General features: G+C 45.9%; 12 protein-coding genes. 7 read left to right on the forward strand and 5 right to left on the reverse strand.

Features of this window, described 5'->3' with window-relative positions; all coding sequences use genetic code 11:
• Nucleotides 1-35: 35 nt before the first annotated feature.
• The 5 genes from R7Z78_RS02885 to R7Z78_RS02905 all read right to left on the reverse strand — a co-directional run bounded on the left by R7Z78_RS02885 (nt 36) and on the right by R7Z78_RS02905 (nt 10,315).
• Nucleotides 36-2,096: an alpha-amylase gene (locus R7Z78_RS02885; protein ID WP_053349996.1), complete on the reverse strand. Its 2,061-nt coding sequence runs from the start codon at nt 2,094-2,096 to the stop codon at nt 36-38.
• 180 nt (nt 2,097-2,276) lie between these two features.
• On the reverse strand, nt 2,277-2,951 hold the full coding sequence (mtgA, locus tag R7Z78_RS02890) for a monofunctional biosynthetic peptidoglycan transglycosylase (protein WP_025998606.1): 675 nt from the start codon (nt 2,949-2,951) through the stop codon (nt 2,277-2,279).
• A gap of 136 nt (nt 2,952-3,087) precedes the next feature.
• On the reverse strand, nt 3,088-5,280 hold the full coding sequence (gene glgB, locus R7Z78_RS02895) for a 1,4-alpha-glucan branching protein GlgB (RefSeq protein ID WP_225452419.1): 2,193 nt from the start codon (nt 5,278-5,280) through the stop codon (nt 3,088-3,090).
• 283 nt (nt 5,281-5,563) lie between these two features.
• Complete coding sequence (malQ, locus tag R7Z78_RS02900) at nt 5,564-7,744, reverse strand: 4-alpha-glucanotransferase (RefSeq protein ID WP_005374838.1); 2,181 nt, start codon at nt 7,742-7,744, stop codon at nt 5,564-5,566.
• A 117-nt stretch (nt 7,745-7,861) separates the two neighbouring features.
• Complete coding sequence (locus R7Z78_RS02905; RefSeq protein ID WP_005374836.1) at nt 7,862-10,315, reverse strand: glycogen/starch/alpha-glucan phosphorylase; 2,454 nt, start codon at nt 10,313-10,315, stop codon at nt 7,862-7,864.
• Nucleotides 10,316-11,049: 734 nt separating this feature from the next.
• Here R7Z78_RS02905 and malT point away from each other — a divergent pair.
• The 7 genes from malT to sstT all read left to right on the forward strand — a co-directional run bounded on the left by malT (nt 11,050) and on the right by sstT (nt 19,772).
• Nucleotides 11,050-13,758 (forward strand): HTH-type transcriptional regulator MalT, encoded by a 2,709-nt coding sequence (malT, locus tag R7Z78_RS02910; RefSeq protein ID WP_005374834.1) that lies wholly within the window; start codon nt 11,050-11,052, stop codon nt 13,756-13,758.
• Between the two features lie 578 nt (nt 13,759-14,336).
• Complete coding sequence (locus R7Z78_RS02915) at nt 14,337-15,254, forward strand: DUF368 domain-containing protein (RefSeq protein ID WP_025768640.1); 918 nt, start codon at nt 14,337-14,339, stop codon at nt 15,252-15,254.
• Nucleotides 15,255-15,498: 244 nt separating this feature from the next.
• Nucleotides 15,499-15,924, forward strand: a complete 426-nt coding sequence (locus R7Z78_RS02920; RefSeq protein ID WP_169644590.1) for a hypothetical protein — start codon at nt 15,499-15,501, stop codon at nt 15,922-15,924.
• A gap of 9 nt (nt 15,925-15,933) precedes the next feature.
• The gene (locus R7Z78_RS02925; protein WP_005384635.1) at nt 15,934-16,548 is read left to right on the forward strand and encodes an SCO family protein; all 615 of its coding nucleotides are present in this window, start codon (nt 15,934-15,936) and stop codon (nt 16,546-16,548) included.
• Nucleotides 16,538-16,846 carry a PTS transporter subunit EIIB gene (locus R7Z78_RS02930; protein WP_005384641.1) on the forward strand — a complete coding sequence of 103 codons (309 nt, stop codon included), beginning with the start codon at nt 16,538-16,540 and terminating at the stop codon, nt 16,844-16,846. The genes R7Z78_RS02925 and R7Z78_RS02930 overlap by 11 nt, the downstream gene beginning before the upstream one ends.
• A gap of 275 nt (nt 16,847-17,121) precedes the next feature.
• A complete protein-coding gene (gene rsgA, locus R7Z78_RS02935; RefSeq protein WP_005384642.1) occupies nt 17,122-18,198 on the forward strand; it encodes a ribosome small subunit-dependent GTPase A in 1,077 nt (358 codons plus the stop codon).
• A gap of 356 nt (nt 18,199-18,554) precedes the next feature.
• A complete protein-coding gene (gene sstT, locus R7Z78_RS02940) occupies nt 18,555-19,772 on the forward strand; it encodes a serine/threonine transporter SstT (protein ID WP_104976399.1) in 1,218 nt (405 codons plus the stop codon).
• Nucleotides 19,773-19,781: the final 9 nt, after the last annotated feature.

A 19,781-nucleotide genomic window follows, 5' to 3' on the forward strand; every position in this document is an offset into this window, starting at 1 on the left:
GGCTTTTTCTATCTAGGCTTAAAACGAAGTTCTAACTACTTTTCGCGACCCACAAACGCCACAACGACTTTGTCATTGCCAAGCGAGCGAGAGAACACATACGCACCTTCTTGTTCAATCACTTGATGTTGACCTGCACCAATCGCTGGGTGCGCTTTACGGAACTGACCAAGGGTTTGCCAGTGTTTGAGTAGCGCTTGCTTCTCATCCGATAGCTTCCACACCATGTCAGAACGTGTGCCTTGGTGGAAATCATCCGCGTAAGGACCAATGTTACGACCAACTTCATCACCATAATAAACCTGAACAGCACCAGGACTCAGAAGCAGTGCATTCGCGGCGTTACGCTGCATACCGTAATCTTTGAAGCGAGAGAAGAACAGCTCGGTATCGTGAGAAGACATGTAGCTCACAGGGTTAAAGTCTTTCTCATTGGCGATAGTATCTGCGTAACTTTGGTAAGTGTCTGCCATTTGGCTGAAACACGCCGCGCCTTTGTCTAACTTCTTCTGCATGTCGAAGTTAATCAACGCGTCAAAGCCATCGTCAAAGTAAGGGCTGCGATAAGCGGTATGTCCCCATACTTCACCCATCATCCAGAATGGCTGACCTGACTTACCGTTCTCTTTACGCCATTGCTCAAGGCTGCTTGATGCCTCTTCTTTCAAGCGTTTCCACACATCGCCTTCAACGTGCTTCACCGTGTCGACACGGTAACCATCAATACCAAAGCGTTTCACCCAATCAGTTTGCCACTCAATTAGGTAGTCCGAGACGGTGTAATTATCACGCGCCTCAACGCGAGTGCCAGGGTTATCCAATAGCCATTGAGCTGGCTTCACGGCTTTGTCTGATTCAGTGATAAAGTCAGGCAAACCCGCCAATGACATGGTGATATCACTGCTGCCCGGAACTGGGTATCCCGGTAGACCTGTTCTTATCCAGTCACCGCCCCACCATTTCGCCCAGTTTGGACTCTGGTAATCAATATTCTGGTGGTAGCTATGCCAATTTTCACCCGCTTTTGGTTGCCAATCCCCCCACTTCTTAGGTAGTTCAGCGTTTGGTTTTAACACCTCAATACCATCAAATTGCAAATCGGCTAACGTTGAGTAACCGGTGTGGTTGATTACTGCGTCCATCAATACTTTAAGGCCACGTTTGTGTGCCTCTTCCACCAGCTTTTTCAGGTCATCTTCGTTACCGAAGTTCTCATCAATCTTGGTGAAATCACGCGTCCAGTAACCGTGGTAAGCGTAAAATGGGAATGAGCCGCTATCGCCGCCGCCCACAAAACCATGCACTTGCTCAACGATTGGCGACAGCCAAATTGCATCTGTACCTAGGCTCTTGATGTAATCTAGCTTTTCGATCACGCCTTTTAGGTCACCACCGTGGAAGGTACCAATCTCTTCTTTGCCGTCTTTCTTTCGCCCATAGCTGTTATCATTGCTGGTATCGGCATTGTTAAAACGGTCGACCATCACGAAGTAAATGTTGGCATTACGGTAATCAAACGGTACTGCTTCTTTGGTTTTCTTCACTGGCTCTAGTAGCACCAAACCGCCGGAATCTTTGCTTGGTGTCAGCGATACTTGCTGATCTTTTACTTCGACCATTTGACCAGAATAGGCATCACGCAACTTGGTGCCATCGGGGAAACTGTCACCCAGCGCAATGGTGACCTCGCCGCCTTGGTAAACCTCACATTGCACTTGTGGGATTGGGCGTTTGAATTCTGTCTTGGCAGCTTTCTTAGGTTCACGCTTGAAGCGTAGAGTTTTGGCTTCCGCATCAAAAGCAAAAGAGTAATCGCCAGTAAAACGGATTTTTAACGGCAGTTCTGTTGGTTTTCCGCAGTTCAGCGCGATAGGTTTGTTGAATTTGACCTTCTGACCATCAGGCGCGACACAGTCGCCTTCAACACCCGTGATTTTGAGCGTGTATCCGTCTTTGGTTAAGGGCACAACCAAAGGTTGCTCTGCACTTAAAGGAAAGTCACGGCTGTTGGTCGTGGTAGAAATGGTGATGTTTGGCTCGGCGATGGCACTTGCCGATGCAAGCAATAAGGTCGTCGTAATCAGATTCAGTTTCATCGTTCAGTCCATTGGTTGCGCATAGGCGCAGTATTCGTGTTGTAGTTTTATTCACACTAATAGTAAATGGATGAAAAACTGAGCACATCATTCTGAAAGGCTACGCCCTAAAGCTTGTGACGCTTCACATTTTGCTTTTATTGGGGCGTAGTTCTATTTACGAGCAGGATAAAAGGGAGTTTAAAGCTGCACGCTGCCTAGGTTGCGCATTTGTCTCATCGCCCAATTGACGCGGCTGATGGTGTAAGAAGTCTGAGGGTAGACTTTGATGCGATACGGATTTGGCAGCACCACCGCAAGCCTTGCTGCTTGGCGTGTTGAAAGTTGTTTAGCTGGAATACCAAAGTAGTTTTGTGCAGCGGCTTCCGCCCCATAAATACCCGGCCCAAACTCCACCACATTCAAATACACTTCGAGAATGCGTTCTTTACTCCACATTGCTTCCATCAGCAGAGCAAAATAAAGTTCATACGCTTTGCGCACATAAGAGTGTGAAGGAAACAGAAACACGTTCTTTGCAGTTTGCTGAGTAATTGTGCTCGCACCGCGAGAAGGACCGTTCTCGCCAGACTCTGAGATCACTTTAAACAAGGAATCAAAATCCACTCCGTAATGGGTCGGGAACTTTTGATCTTCTGTCGCAATCACAGCCAATTGAATGTGTTTAGAAATATCACTCAAAGGCACCCATTCATTTTGACTCTCTTCAGGAAATCCTTCAGGAGGAGAAATCATGCGGCTGATCTTCCATCCCCAAATTGGTGGATCGATGTATTTCACTATGCCAACGAGCATCACTGGTAAAAGCAAAAGCACCAATAAGATATTGAACAGAAGGGATTTAATCTTTCTCAAAGTCCGACCTAGCCTGATTTAATAAAACAATATGATGCAAGTATAGAGTATGCAGTCTGTTTATCGTTAGTGAAAACTTGGTCAAAAAAAGCCCGATTTACAATGTAAAACGGGCTTAGAATTTGATTAGACTAAATTATTTGTGCAGCTTGTAGAACACGGTTGAAAGTGGAGGCAAACGAAGCTCAAGTGATTGAGGCAGTGATTCACTTTCAACTTTTTCCGTTTTCACACTGGTCAGCACTTTAAAATCGCTGCCGCCGTATTTGCTGTCGTCCGTGTTCAGCAGTAGTTCGTATTGACCTACATTTGGAACGCCTAAACGAAAACGCTCGTGTGGTACGGGCGTAAAGTTAGTGATGATGAGAATACGCTCACCTTCTTTACTAATACGCTCGTGCGCTAGGATGCTCGCATCCGCTTCGTCTTGTAGACGCCACTCAAAACCAGCAGGAACACAATCTTGATCGTGCATCGCAGCTTCATTTCGGTACAAGTGGTTCAAATCTCGCATCAGCTTTTGAACGCCTTGATGACGCTCGTATTCTAGCAAGAACCATTGCAACTGATCATCGTGGTTCCACTCCGCCGTTTGACCGATTTCCGCGCCCATGAAGTTCAGCTTTTTGCCCGGTTGACCATACATATAACCGTAGTATGCACGTAGGTTTGCGGTTTGCTGCCATTCATCGCCCGGCATCTTGTTATGGATAGAGCCTTTTCCGTACACCACCTCGTCGTGAGAGAGAGACAAGACGTAGTTTTCGCTGTGCGCATAAACCAGCGGGAAGGTGATGGTATTGTGGTGGTATTTGCGGTGAACAGGATCTTCTTTGATGTATGAAAGACTGTCGTGCATCCACCCCATATTCCACTTGAAGCCAAAACCTAAACCACCCATAAAGGTTGGCGCAGACACCCCCGGAAACGCCGTTGACTCTTCCGCAATCGTCATCGCATTCGGGAAGTGCTTGTACACTTCTTCGTTCATCCATTTTAAGGTTGCGATTGCGTCGTAGTTTTCGTTGCCACCATCGACGTTTGGAACCCACTGGTCGTGGCTACGTGAGTAGTCGAGGTAAAGCATCGATGCGACTGCGTCCACGCGAATACCATCAATATGGAATTGTTCAAACCAGTACAGCGCATTCGAGACAAGGAAGCGGCGCACATGTTCACGGCCTAAATCGTAAATGTAGGAGTTCCAGTCTTGGTGCCAACCGCGACGCGGATCTGGATCATGGAACAGAGGCGTACCATCAAAGTTCGCTAAACCATGATCATCCGATGGGAAATGCGCAGGAACCCAATCCAGCACTACACCGATACCAGCTTGGTGACACGCATCCACGAAGAATTTGAAATCATCAGGTGAGCCAAAACGGCTAGTTGGTGCAAACAAGCCAACAGGTTGATAGCCCCATGAACCATAGAATGGATGCTCAGACACAGGCATCAGCTCAACGTGGGTGTAGCCCATATCCACAAGGTATGGCACCAACTGCTCCGCGAGTTCGCGGTAGTTCAGGAAATCACCGTTCTCGTCGCGCTTCCATGATCCAGCATGTAGCTCGTAAAACGATAACGCTTCATCACGCTTTTGTGTCACTGCACGGTTTTGCCATTTCGCATCTTGCCATTGGTAACGCTTGTGATCGTAGGTAATGGATGCGAACGATGGGTATTGCTCAGAGTAGAAACCCCAAGGGTCTTGTTTGTGTGGCAACCCTTCCCCATTTGGCCCTTTGAGCTCAAATTTGTATTGTACCCCCTCTTCCAAACCAGGAATGAATAGGCCCCAGATACCGTAGTCTAAGCGTTGCATTGGATGACGACGGCCATCCCATTGGTTGAAGCAACCCACAAGGCTAACAGCAGATGCATGTGGTGCATAAACAAGGAAACGCACACCAGAGATGTTTTCACCGCCACGCTCTAGCGTGACAAAGTGCGCGCCCATGTAGTGATACATGTCTTTTGGCGTATGCAGATGCTCGTACTCTTGGTAGATATTGTGGTACTGGTACGGGTCATCAATAATTTGTTCAACACCACTCCAATCGACCGCTAAACGGTAGTGGGTCAGGTGTAAATCGCGTTGTTCTTTTAAGATGAAACCGCTGTCGCCATCACGCTCAAGCGCCACGCGAGGTTCACCATTAACAAGCAGTTCAACCTTGTTTGCGCCCGGCATCCAAACTCTCAGCGAAGCTTCGTCGTCAATGAATGGACCCAGCGCCGCAAATGGATCTGAGTAAGCCGCCTCAGCAAGCAGTTCGTATGCGCGTTCGTGTTGTTTCTTTATTTTCTTGGTTTTGGTGGTTTTCAAATCTTTCTCCCTAGAGCCAACATCCTTTTCAAGACCAGAGATCTGAATCAAACATCGGTTTCTCCACAGCCAACGTTGTGAACTCACAAAAAGACTCCGCTTCTCACGTTCGTTGCGTAAACGGCGTCAAAATACAAAAATGCCCGCTATTGTCGCGGGCATAATAACGGTACTTCATCCTAACGGATTGTGTTTTAGGAATGAGTGACCTAGGCGGAACTTTCGTACCTCTGAGCTAACAAAATTGGTAATCAGCTCGTCCATCTACGCCACTCTAGGCATCTTACTTACTCGCCTGTGCACGAACTTCAGTAAGGCGTTTAGAAATACGATTCACATCTTCACGGCTGAAGATTTCATCTAGGTTCATCGACAATTTACGACGCCAGTTTGGATACTCATCCACCGTACCAGGAATATTGACCGGTTGATCCATTTCTAGCCAGTCTTCAAGCTGAACGCTAAGCAGTGCAGAGTCACCCGCGGCTACGTGCAGTTGCAGCGCTTCGCTTAGGTATGAATCCATTGGCACGTACTGAGCATCATGACCAATGCCTTCTGGCAAATAGCCATGCCAGCGAACGCTGTCTAGAATGCCTTGTTTGCACTTCAAGCGGTCAGCGAATAGGCCTTCCAATTGCTGTTCATCAGGGTACAGACCAATCTCACGCCCCATCTTCAAGTCATCACAGTGCCAGAAACCGCGTAGTGTTGGCATATCGTGCGTACACAGCGCAGCCATAGATTGCTCAGCGTAGTGCTTCGGAGAAATAAAGCCACCGTCGTCTTTTGATGTTTCGAAGAAGAAGACTTTGTACGAATGCACACCCGCATCACGAAGGATATCAACGATTTCATCAGGTACAGTACCCAAGTCTTCACCGATTACAGAACACTGATGACGGTGAGATTCCAACGCTAGGATTGCTAGCATGTCTTCAACTGGGTAGTACAGGTATGCGCCTTCTGTCGCTTTCTCGCCTTTTGGAATCCACCAAAGGCGAAGCAGGCCAAGTACGTGGTCGATACGCAATGCACCACAATGCTTCATGTTAGCACGTAGCAATTTGATGTAAGCGTCGTAGCCAGTCGCTTCTAAAACCTGAGGGTTAAGCGGAGGCAGACCCCAGTTTTGGCCTAGTGGACCAAGTACATCTGGTGGTGCACCGATGCTTGCATCCAATACTAGCGCGCCTTCATCAGCCCATGTTTCACTACCAGAATCAGCAACACCAACCGCAAGGTCACGGTATAAACCCACAGCCATGCCTTTTTCTTCGGCTAGCGCTTGCGCTTCTTTGATTTGATCGTCTGCGATCCATTGCAGGTACATGTACAAGTGAACACGATCTTGGTTGTCCTTAATGTACTTCTGAGTACCAGCTGCGTCGAATGTGCGGTATTTCTCAGGGAATACAGGCCAACCCCACATGTTTGCATCTTCTGCATGTAAATCAGCATGAAGTGCATCGAATGCAGCTTGATGTAGCAAGCTGTCGCCGCCTTTTTCAACAAAGTCCAAGAAGGCACGAGCGCGATCGGTGTTCTTGTCTAAATGGCGAGCTTTAAACTCACTGAATAGCAGCGGAAGAACGCTCATTTTTAGTTGCGAAACTTCGGTGTAATTCACCCAATGAGAGTCTCGCGCTTTTTGTAAACGTTGTTGGAACTCTGCGCTACCAACACGCTGTTGTGCTTCTGCACTTAGCGCGAATTCAGGTACAGAGCTTACGTCGATGTACATGATGTTCAACCAACGACGAGAAGACGGGCTGTATGGGCTTGCCCCTTCTGGATTCGCAGGGAACAGCGAGTGAATAGGGTTCAAGCCAATGAAGTCACCGCCACGAGAGGCAATATCACTCACCAGTTGTTTTAGGTCGCCAAAATCACCGATGCCCCAGTTATGCTGAGTACGCAGTGTGTAAAGCTGGATACTAGGACCCCATAGCTTTTTGTGTTGGTTTAGATCGTCTTGTTTGAAACACGCTTTCGGCGTAATGATCAATGACATCTCGTAAGGTGTTTTACGACGCTTACGACTGATGATCAGTTTGTGATAACCCCAAGCCAAGTTCTTTGGCAATGCAAACACTAGAGGGCCACCCTCAGCACGCTCATCACGAACAATTTGGGACTGAAGATAGCCTTCAAGTACCTCTCCTTGTTCTGTTTCTAAACGCCAGCTGAATTCACTCTCACGAGCACTCGTACCTAGGTTTAGTTCCACTTCGACTGGTTCGCCGTCGCGTAAAACAAGAACAGGGGCTAGTACGTCTTTTTTATGTTTCTTTTCAGCAGAAGCCAGTAGTTTTTCATCACTGCTAGTATCGTAGCCAAGCGAAGCGAGCAAGCGGCGTAGCGTCTCCTCAGACACTTTAGCCTCATCTCCCCAAGCACTGACATAGCTATCAGCCAATCTCGCCATTTCCGCGACTTTCTTTAATGCTGTTTGTTCTTTCATCGCTTTCTCCGAAGGTAATACCAACACCTTCCATGTAGGGTTTTATTGTTATCAATAACTTCTTTTGGAAAATGACCAAAGGTAGCGCTTGGCTACCTTGGTCTTAACTAGGTTCTATTAGCGTTTCACCGCTTCAAGTTTCCAGATATTGTTCACGTAGTCTCGGATTGAGCGGTCTGACGTGAACTTGCCAACAAGGGCGGTATTAAGAATGGCCTTCTTCGCCCAGCCAGCTTGATCTTTATATTGTTCGCTCATGTCTTCGTGCGCTTTCACATACGATGCGAAGTCCGCAAGACATAGGTATGGGTCACCGCCATCCAGCAGGCTATCGTACGTTGCACGTAGTAGGCCCGGTTGACCTGGAGTGAATTCTTCACCCAGTAGTAGGTCCATGGACGCTTTGAGTAAGTGATCCGCATTGTAGTAATCAAATGGGTTATAACCTTGAGCTTTCAGCGCTTTCACACCTTCAACATCTAGACCGAAGATATAGATGTTCTCATCGCCTACTTCCTCACGAATCTCAACGTTTGCACCATCCATTGTACCGATAGTTAGCGCACCGTTTAGCGCCATCTTCATGTTACCTGTACCTGATGCTTCTTTACCCGCTAGCGAGATTTGTTGAGAAACGTCAGCCGCAGGGATAATGATTTCAGCCATGCTCACGCGGTAGTCAGGGATGAATACCACTTTCAGCTTGTTACCGATGCGAGGATCGTTGTTCACCTTGTCTGCAATCTTATTGATTGCGAAGATGATTTCTTTCGCTAGGTGGTAACCCGGTGCTGCTTTTGCTGCGAAGAACACAACGCGTGGCGTACACTCAAAACCTGGTTCATTAAGAATACGGTGGTACAGAGACAGTACGTGTAGCAAGTCTAGATGCTGACGTTTGTACTCGTGCAGACGCTTGATTTGAACATCGAAGATTGCATTAGTATCGAGCTCGATACCCATGTTCTCTTTCACCCAAGTTGCTAGGCGTTCTTTGTTCTCTTTCTTCACTGCCATGAATTCTTTTTGGAATGTCGCGTCAGTAGCGTACTTCGCAATACCTTCAAGTTGCTCTAGTTTCGCTGGCCATTCTGGGCCGACTTTCTCAGTGATAAGCTGAGACAGACCTGGGTTACAGAACTTCAACCAGCGACGTGGCGTAATACCGTTCGTTACGTTGTGTAGACGTGTCGGGTACATTTCGTGGAACTCTGGGAATAGGTCTTTCTTAACCAATTCAGAGTGAAGTGCTGCTACACCGTTTACTGCGTAAGAGCCGATTACACATAGGTTTGCCATACGAACCATGCGGTGGAAACCTTCTTCGATGATAGAAAGCTTCTGTTGCTTCGCGACATCACCCGGCCACATTGCACGTACGTCTTGTAGGAAGCGGTGGTTGATCTCGTAAATGATCTCCATGTGACGTGGTAGCAGGTGCTGGATTAGCGACTCTGGCCATGTCTCTAGTGCTTCTGGAAGTAGCGTGTGGTTGGTGTACGCAAATGTCTTAGAGCTGATTTCCCAAGCCGCTTCCCAAGCTAAACCTTTTTCATCCATCAGGATGCGCATTAGTTCAGGAATCGCAATCGTTGGGTGTGTATCGTTAAGCTGGATAGTCTCTTGCTTAGGTAGATCCGCTAGCGAGTAGCCCGCAGCTTCGTGGCGACGTAGGATGTCACGTACAGACGCTGCTGAGTGGAAGTACTGCTGCATTAGACGCAGTGTTTTACCTTTCTCGTGGTTGTCGTTCGGGTAAAGCACTTTAGTGATGTTACCTGCGTCGATCAGTGCGTGCTGAGCTTCGAAGTAATCACCATTGTTAAAGCTTGCTAGTGAGAATGGTGCAATCGCCTGACATTCCCAAAGACGTAGCGGGTAAACCGTGTCTGATTCGTAACCCACAATTGGAAGATCCCAAGGCATTGCTCTTACTGTCATGCCTGGTACCCATTTGCGAACCTCTTTACCGTTCTCGTTAATCACTTCAACGTGACCGTAGAAACCGATCTCTTGCGCAAGTTCTGGACGCGCAATTTCCCAAGGGTAGCCTTCTACACCGCGCCATGCGTCAGGTGCTTCTTGCTGGCGACCATCTTTGAATGACTGTTTAAATAGACCGTATTCGTAATGTAAACCATAGCCGACAGTTGGGAATTCTTGTGCCGCACATGAATCCATGAAACACGCAGCCAGACGACCAAGGCCACCGTTACCCAATGATGGGTCGCGCTCTTCTTCTAGCAGATCAGTTAGGTTGTAACCCAGTTCAGCCATTGCTTCTGTTACTTGTTCATACAGACCCATGCTGATTAGGTTGTTACCCGTCAAACGACCGATAAGGAATTCTAGCGAAAGGTAGTTAACGCTCTTCGCACTTTTAATGCGTGGATCTTCTTCTGTCGCAAGCAAATCTAGAGTAGTAAATTCAGCCAGAGCATGCCCCATTGCTAGGTACCATGCGCGGCTGTCTGCGTTTTCAATCGTATGAGCGTAAGTTACAGATAGGTGTTTCTTTACGCTTTCTTGGAACGACTTCTTGTCAAATTGTTTTTGTTGAGTAGGTTTCATTACGAAATTCTCACGTCTTTTGGTAATTCATCTGCCATACATCGTGCATTTACCTCTGTGAATAAACATCCTCCTAATTCTCATCCTTTGAAGGAGGAGGGCTGAGGGCGTAGAGGGGGTACCATTGCTAGGTTAGTGATCCAAATCTCAACAAAGTGAACTTTGCACCAGTTCTTAGTGATTTTGATCACAATGGAATGTGAGAAAGGTTAAAACCCGTTCATGACGCTTTTTATAGTCCACTCATCTGATGATGTGAAAATTGTAATATCGGTCACATTAACTCGGTCAGCGTAGAAGAACTTTTCGTAATCTATGTGCAACGCGATCTTAACGCTAACGAAACAAACGATATTTAAGTGACGACAATCACAAATAAAGGGCGTAGTTGATGGTAAATCCATCAACCCTTGAGAATTAGGAAGTGGATCAAAGTAACGAACATTTCTGATGTCGTAACATCCCACTCAGCTCACAGGATTGTACGCTTTTTATACAAACTAGAATTAGGCGATGTGAGTTATTTCTAGTTTTCGCTAGCTTTTATATCTAAGTGACCGTATGGAATGGTTTTTCAGACGGACGCAAGCCCCAACAGTAGCGACATTATCCGGCATTCAAACAGTGTTTTTGATGCTGATGACATCATTCAGTAAGACGGCTTTCAAGGGGGCTTTACAAGAATGATCACGTTGCTGTCATTTGGGTATACATAAATAAGGACATAACTACTAATGTGGATTCCATCTAAGCTTACTCGACCAGGACGCCTGCACAATGCCATCGTGCGCCCACGAGTGTTGGACTTACTACAGCAAGCGCCTTACTACAAATTGGTTTTATTCCGATCCCCAGCAGGTTACGGAAAAACGACAATGGCAGCGCAGTGGCTATCCGATAAGCCAAACGTCGGTTGGTACAGCATTGATGACAGCGATAACGACGGCTTTCGCTTTGTAAACTATCTGCTTCAAGCATTAAACAAAGCCACCAACTTCAGTTGCGCTAACGCACAAAAACTGGCGGAAAAACGTCAGATCTCGTCTTTACGCTCCCTATTTAGCGAAGTATTCGCTGAAATGGCTGACTTTCATCAAGAGTGCTACGTGGTACTTGATGACTACCATTTAATCACGAATGATGAAATCCATGAATCCATGCGTTTCTTCTTAAAGCACATGCCAGACAACCTCACCGTTGTGGTAACCAGTCGTGCAGCGCCGCCTCTGGGCACTGCAAACTTACGTGTTCGTGATTTAATGATCGAAATCGGCAACGAGATGTTGGCGTTTGATACCGAAGAAACCACTCGCTTCTTTAACCAGCGTATCGCCGATGGTATTGATGAAGACATGGCGAACAGCCTAAGAACCTATGTTGAAGGTTGGCCATCGGCGATGCAGTTGATCGCATTACAAGCCCAACATCAAAACCGCACATTGGCACAAACTGTAGAGTCGGTATCGCAGTTCAATCACGCGCACTTGTGGGATTACTTGGTCGAAGAAGTGTTTGACTTACTCGATCACGAAACTCGTCACTTTTTAATGCAAGTATCCGTGCTTGACCACTTCAATGATGAGTTAGTGTTTGCCCTTACCCAACGCGAAGACGCACTGGGAATGATTGAATCGCTTAACCGTTACGGCTTATTTATTTACCCGCTCGAAGGGGAACAGAACTGGTTCCGGTTCCATAACTTATTTGGCGAGTTTTTATCTCATGAGCGCCAAGCTCGTATTCCTCAGCAAGAAAAAGATCTCCACCGCAATGCTGCTATCGCTTGGTTACAACAAAAAGCACCACACCAAGCGATTCATCATGCACAAAAATCGAATGATAAGGACTTAGTGGTAGAGATCCTAAACGAATTCGGCTGGAAGATGTTTAACCAAGGCGAACTCAGCACACTGGAAAGCTCAATTAACAAGTTGGACGATGATCTGTTGTTCAGCCACCCAAAACTTACGATGCTCCGAGCATGGTTGGCTCAAAGTCAGCATCGTTATAACCAAGTGGGCCACCTGCTTGAAGAAGCGGAAGAGGAACACAAAAAGCGTAACATTGCGTTAGATATTCATTATCAAGGTCAAGCAAACGCGTTGCTTGCTCAAGTGGCTATCAACAGTAACCAACCAGAAAAAGCTCTCGAATTAGCGGAGTTAGCGCTTAGCCAACTTGATAACACAATTTACCGTAGCCGAATTGTGGCGACTTCGGTTGTTGGTGAAGTTAACCACGTGCTAGGTAAACTAGACCGTGCTTTGCCGATGATGCAACAAACTGAAAAGCTAGCTCGTCAGTATCAGGTATATCACCAAGCGTTATGGGCAATATTGCAGCAAAGCGAGATTTTAATTGCACAAGGTTACGTGCAAGCTGCCTTTGAACTACAAGATTCCGCATTCCGTCTGATTGAAGATCAGCAGCTTCAGCATGTTCCTCTTCATGAATTTTTGCTGCGTATTCGCGCGCAAGTACTTTGGTGCTGGAACCGACTTGATGAAGCGGAAGAATGCGCGTACAAAGGTCTGCAAATTCTCGAAAACCATTCACCAAGCAAGCACTTACATAGCTATTCGATGTTGGCGCGTATTGCGATTGGACGCGGTGAATTAGACAAAGCAGGTAAATTCATTGAGCATATACAGCACTTGATGAAACAGTCGACTTATCACGTAGATTGGACTGCAAACGCTTCACTATCGTTGATTCTATTTTGGCAAGCGCGCGGGAATACCGATGCAATGCAAGAATGGCTCAATACTGCGGTTCGTCCTGAATCGGCATGCAACCACTTTTCTCAATTGCAATGGCGTAACATTGCTCGCGCCCACATTAACTTAGGCCAATATACCGACGCTCGTGCTGCGTTAGATTTTCTCCAAGGTGAAGCTCGTCGCACTAACCTAATCACAGATACTAATCGCAACTTAGTGGTTGAAGCGGTCCTTTCTGCTCGCCAAAAAGATGAGGAGCAAGCCAAGGCTCTGTTAAAAGAAGCATTAGTAATGACGAACCAAACTGGCATGGTCGGAAACTTCCTGATTGATGGTGCAACCATTGGCGGTCTGCTGGAGAAGTTGAGCCTCCGCCATGAACTGGGCGATCTTGAGCGTCACCGTGCTCAACAGTTAATGAAGGACATTTCATCGAATCAACGTAGCCGGTCGATTCACTTTGATGAAGACTTTATTGAAAAGTTGGTGAATCACCCTAATGTGCCAGAGCTAGTACGTACTAGCCCATTAACACAACGCGAATGGCAGGTTCTGGGGCTGATTTATTCAGGCTTTAGTAACGAGCAAATCGCACAAGAGCTGGATGTGGCAGGTACGACAATTAAAACCCACATTCGCAACCTGTACCAAAAGCTTAATATTGCTAATCGTAAAGAAGCCATTGTGACAGCTGAAAATTTGCTACAGTTAATGGGATACTGAACTGCTAGATAAACGGGTTAAAACGTAAAGTAAAACACAAGGGTTGGCGTAACACGTCAGCCCTTTTTTATGACTGACAGTAAGAGAAGTGCAATTTGCAAAGCACGTAAGTAACGTTGTTCATATAAAAAAATAGCCAACCGCAATAATCGCGATTGGCTTATATTTAGTGTGAACAAATTGTATTCACTAACAACGTCAGTTGGCTAGGTGACCCTCGGCTTAAGAAGGGTCGAGCAGCATTATGCATTAATCATGCCAAAATGCAAAGACTTATTTTTGGGCACAAGATCTCATATAAGCTGGATTTATTCACGCGCAAATTATCAAAATGCAATTTGATAATGCAAATTGCAATTGCACAATGCAACCAAGATTGATAATTGATAGTAGAGTTAATCATCTCAAAAATGTAAACCAAGCATTAAAAGCTCGTTACGGCGGCATTGTCTCTTGGCGGGTAATAAAGATAGGCAATAGATTGGATATAAAACCAAGTAGTTACAGCACTATTTCATACTTTTTTCATCGCAATGTTTGTATACTCTCTGCCATCGAAACGACTTAGCATTAGAGCAATGAACTACTTAATTACTTTCTTCAAGGGAATCGCCATGGGTGCAGCAGATGTTGTACCTGGTGTATCTGGCGGCACCATCGCGTTTATCACTGGTATTTACGATACGCTGCTTGAAAGCATTCGACGCATTAACCCCTCACTTTTCTCTATCTGGCGAAAAGAAGGGGTTAAAGCCGCGTTTAATCACATCAACGGATTCTTCCTAATCGCTCTGTTTGCCGGCATTTTCACCAGTATTGCAACGCTAGCAAAGTTGATTACTTGGCTTCTTGACACACACCCGATCCCACTTTGGTCATTTTTCTTTGGTCTAATTTTGGTCTCTGTGTATCACATTATTCGTCAGGTTGAGCAACGCGATCTTGTCCGCTTTGTCATTCTGCTCGTTGGTGTCGGGTTTGCTTATAGTATTACTGTGCTCAAACCTTTACACATGGAACCAACGGCCACTAACACCTTATTCGCTGGAGCTATCGCGATTTGTGCGATGATCTTGCCGGGTATCTCTGGCAGTTTTATTTTGCTGCTGATTGGCATGTATGCTCCTGTATTAGCCGCAGTGAAAGGTTTTCAAGTCGATACATTAGCGCTATTTTTGTCTGGCTGCGTGATCGGTTTACTGTCCTTCTCTCACTTATTGTCGTGGTTACTACGCAAGTTCCGTGATTTCACCCTGATGTTTTTGACTGGATTAATGATTGGTACGTTGCCAAAGATTTGGCCATGGAAAGAAACCATCACTTGGCGCACCAATTCGAAGGGCGAACAAGTGCCATTGCTACAGCACAACCTATCACCATTTGAATTTGAACACGTGACATCACAACCTTCTCAGTTAGTACTTGCTGTCGTAATGATGCTTGCAGCCATTGCTCTGGTTTTGGGTCTAGAGAAATTCGCAGATTCAGATAAATAACTTTGGTATCAAACACATACTGAACCAAATAAAAACGGAGCCAATTGGCTCCGTTTTTATCTATTGGCTAAGGGCAAAAACATCTCAATTGAAAACTCTGCTGTATTTGATGCAATAAAGTCCGTCGCATTACTAAGAAGCTGGTCACCGAGGTATAACGCACAATTTACCGAGGTCACGAGTTGGCGAGCGGCGCATCTGTGCTACGATGCTCGTAATGTTAAGTGATAAATGCTGAACCTTAATGAAACTGTTACAAATCGCCGCTGTTTCAGCCGCATTAGTTGCGGGATTTTATGCCCCGACTCTAATAAAAAGCTTTTCTTCTTCCACTCAAAGCAAGTCAATAGATGAATACTGCTTTCTCTCTACAACCTCTTGCGTCCAAGAAAATGTTACGATGACGCTAAAATCAGAAACTGCTCAACCCTTGGTTCCTACCACTCTAAATGTTGAGTGGCATACAAGCGATGCTAAGCAACTCATCCTAAGTCTTTCAGGAAGAGAAATGGAGATGGGTGAGCCTAAGTTTTTGCTGAAGCAAATCGCTCCTGGCCAATATCAAGGTGACATCATTCTCCCGGTTTGCACGGAGGATGCAATGACTTGGGTTGGTGAACTCAGTGATGGAGAGAATACCGTTTACCCTGCTATAAAAATGCAAAGATAAGGAATCGTTATGAGCCACAATTGGTCCCTATTTCTCGTAGCTGCTTTCGCACTCGGGTTTGGCGTAAAGAGCTATTTAGATAATCAGAAAACGAAGCCAGAGCAAGTGGACAGTTCCACCTCTCAACAAACGGTATTGTTTGGGGAAAATAACCAAGCCGTCAATATCTTCGATGTGAATGACCCTCGCATCCGAGTCGTCTATTTTGGCTTTACTCGCTGCCCAGACGTTTGCCCAACTTCTCTTGCAATGCTGGCAGGAGCACTGAATCAAATTGACGACGCGCAAAAAGCACAACTACGCCCGATGTTCATTTCTTTAGACCCAGAGCGTGATGAGGCCGATGCATCAGCAAAATATGCCCATTACTTCCATCCAATGATTGAAGGCCTATCGGCACCACTTGATGTAACGACACCTTTGGCACACAACTATGGTGTCATTTTCCGCAAGACAGAATTGGAAGGCTCAGAACTAAAATACACGCTGGATCATAGCTCTTACTTTTACTTCTTGAAGCCGGATGGCACGTTAATCACTAAAGTACCGCATACGCTCTCACCGGCACCGATTGTTGAAGCCATTTCAAAACTAACGACCGAAGACTCTTCAAATGACGGTTAAGTCAGTGCTGAAGCAATTTTTCAATTTCCTAACTCATACCAACCCCAATGTCGAACAAGACGTCGATACGATCATTGACGCCATTGGGGGCATAGAGAACCTGCTAGAAACTGGTGCATGTGCGACTCGGCTGCGTCTTACCCTCAGAGCGACGTCCGTCATCGATAAGAACGCACTCAAGAATCATGGCGCGCATGGCGTCGTGATATTGGATGATCGTCATGTCCAAATCATATACGGCTTAAAAGCCAACACGTATTCGCAGATTATGGAAGAGCGCATCACAAAACAAAGTTAATATTTTTGCAGTATAGCTACCCTCTTTAAAAAAGGGCGGCTATACTCTTTTGGCTTAATTAACTCACTTATTTATTAACCAACGAAGAGGACACAAGATGATTGTATTGAATAACACTAACTGGGCATCGCAAGGGTAACCCTAACAGCACCAACTCTGTGGCATAGCCACAACTCCCCTTCTCTGCCCGGTCTTCACCGGGGTCAACTCTATCCGAATTAGACCCTAATGCGATTTGTATTAAGGCGCTTTGTTGCGTCTGGGATAATTCAATAATGAATCAAACACATACTTTTTGTGACACATTAGTTTCAACTTCAAACCCTCTAAAACAATTGGGTTGGAAACCATTTTTTCAGCAACAACTGACATTAGACGATTACGACAACACTATCTTTGCTCGTGTAATTGCGCATCACCGAAGTGGTTATTTATTGGCAACAGAAACTGGGCAAGTTCATCTTAATGCCCACCATTCTTTACCCAATATGACCGTCGGAGACTGGGTAATCTTAAATGAAGATCAGCAATTTGTTCGCTTACTGGATCGCTTGAGCCTCTTTAGCCGCAAAGCCGCTGGCAGCAAAGTGGTAGAGCAACTTATCGCAGCCAATGTGGATACAGTGTTTATCGTCTGTTCCCTTAACGACGACTTCAATTTAAGTCGTATTGAACGCTATCTTGCCTTGGCTCATGAAGCCGAAGTCGAACCCGTCATCGTGCTTTCCAAAGCCGATTTGTGTGACAATACTGATGAACTAAAAAGCCAAGTACAGAAGCTCGACCCTCTATTAGCTATAGAGACAGTCAACGGCTTAGAAATAGAGAGTGCTTCTAAACTCATGACCTGGTGCAAAGAAGGACAAACCCTCGCTTTTATCGGTTCTTCAGGCGTTGGCAAATCAACTCTTGTTAATGCATTACTCGGGCAACAAGAACAGGCAACTGGGCATATTCGTGAAGACGATAGCAAAGGGCGACATACAACTACATCGCGCTCTATCCATCTATTACCTGATGGCGGCATCTTGATTGATACTCCGGGAATGCGCGAGCTTCAACTAGCAGATTGTGAATCGGGGGTCAGTGAGGCATTTTCTGACATTGAGGCGCTCGCTCAGCGTTGTCGCTTTGGCAATTGTAAGCACCAAACTGAGCCAGGCTGCGCAGTTCAAACTGCGATTGCAAATGGCAAACTGGAGGTTCGTCGTTTCAATAACTATCAAAAACTATTGCGAGAACAAGCCTTTAACGGCGCAACTTTGGCAGAGCAACGAGCACAAAGTCGACGATTCGGTAAACTTGCTCGCAATGCCATGAGTGATAAGCGCAGGCGCCAACAAAGTTATTAATTTGTTGCGTTTGAGTTGTCAATAAAATCAAAGGAGACGAAAGTCTCCTTTTTAACAACTTTATTAAAAACCATTACTCATAACTAATGATAATTTTCAACATAAAAATCTTATTTAAATAACATTGAGCAAACATTTAATCCAAAAACAAACTAAAACTAGACACAAAATATTACCAAGCTAAGATATGTGATATTCAGCAAGAAAATGGCTGAATTTATAAAAACAGGATAATTGATAATCATGTGTCTTAGTGACCAGAAGCAATGCTCACCCCTTGTAATATAAGGGCATTATCGCCGTGTAATGATGGACTATTGCCCTGCCACTCTGGCATAAAATTGCAGGAATGATGTATGCAACACAACAGCCTCGTTGCCCGATATGCTCGTGGTAACCTCGTCGTCCAGATCCTTGTCGGTATCGTCTTTGGTATTTTGCTCGCGACAGTTTCTCCAAGCCATGCCGAAAGCGCGGGATTAATTGGTAGCCTTTTTGTCGGTGCGCTTAAAGCGATCGCGCCAATTCTTGTGTTTATTTTGGTTGCCGCTTCAATTGCAAACCAAAAGAAAAACCAACACACTTACATGCGCCCAATCGTTGTACTGTACCTGATGGGTACATTCTTCGCGGCGCTATCAGCAGTGGTTCTAAGCTTCCTTTTCCCGACCAATTTAACGCTTGTCACCGGCGCTGAAGGTGCAACGCCTCCTCAAGGTATTGCTGAAATTCTACGCACATTGTTGTTTAAACTGGTCGACAACCCAGTAAATGCACTAGTAGAAGCAAACTACATCGGCATTCTTGCTTGGGGTGTGGGTCTGGGTCTTGCACTACACCACGCATCGGCGACAACGAAGGCCGTATTTGAAGATCTAAGCCACAGCGTGTCTCACATTGTGCGCTTTATCATTCGTCTTGCACCATTTGGTATCTTTGGCTTGGTTGCTTCAACGTTTGCGACAACGGGCTTTAGCGCGCTAGCAAGCTACGCACACCTTCTGGCGGTTCTTCTTGGCGCAATGATGATCATCGCACTCGTTGTAAACCCGGCGATCGTGTTCGTTAAAACCAAACAAAACCCTTACCCACTTGTATTCCGTTGTCTACGTGAAAGTGGTGTAACAGCGTTCTTCACTCGTTCAAGTGCGGCGAATATTCCAGTAAACATGGCACTATGTGAGAAGCTAAAACTGGACGAGGATACATACTCAGTATCTATCCCTCTAGGTGCGACCATCAACATGGCTGGTGCTGCAATCACTATCACAACGCTAACGCTTGCAGCTGTGCACACTATGGGTATCGAAGTTGATCTACTGACTGCGCTACTTCTAAGTATTGTAGCTGCGGTTTCTGCATGCGGCGCATCAGGTGTTGCAGGCGGCTCTCTACTACTTATCCCACTTGCGTGTGGCCTGTTTGGTATCTCAAACGACGTAGCAATGCAGGTTGTAGCAGTTGGCTTCATTATCGGTGTGATTCAAGACTCTGCAGAAACTGCGCTAAACAGCTCAACAGACGTTGTCTTTACGGCAGCAGTTTGTAAATCAGAGCAGCAAAAAGCTCAGTAAGACTGACAG

The sequence above is a fragment of the Vibrio sp. 1167 genome, from assembly GCF_033340375.1.
GTDB classification, from domain to species: domain Bacteria; phylum Pseudomonadota; class Gammaproteobacteria; order Enterobacterales; family Vibrionaceae; genus Vibrio; species Vibrio alginolyticus.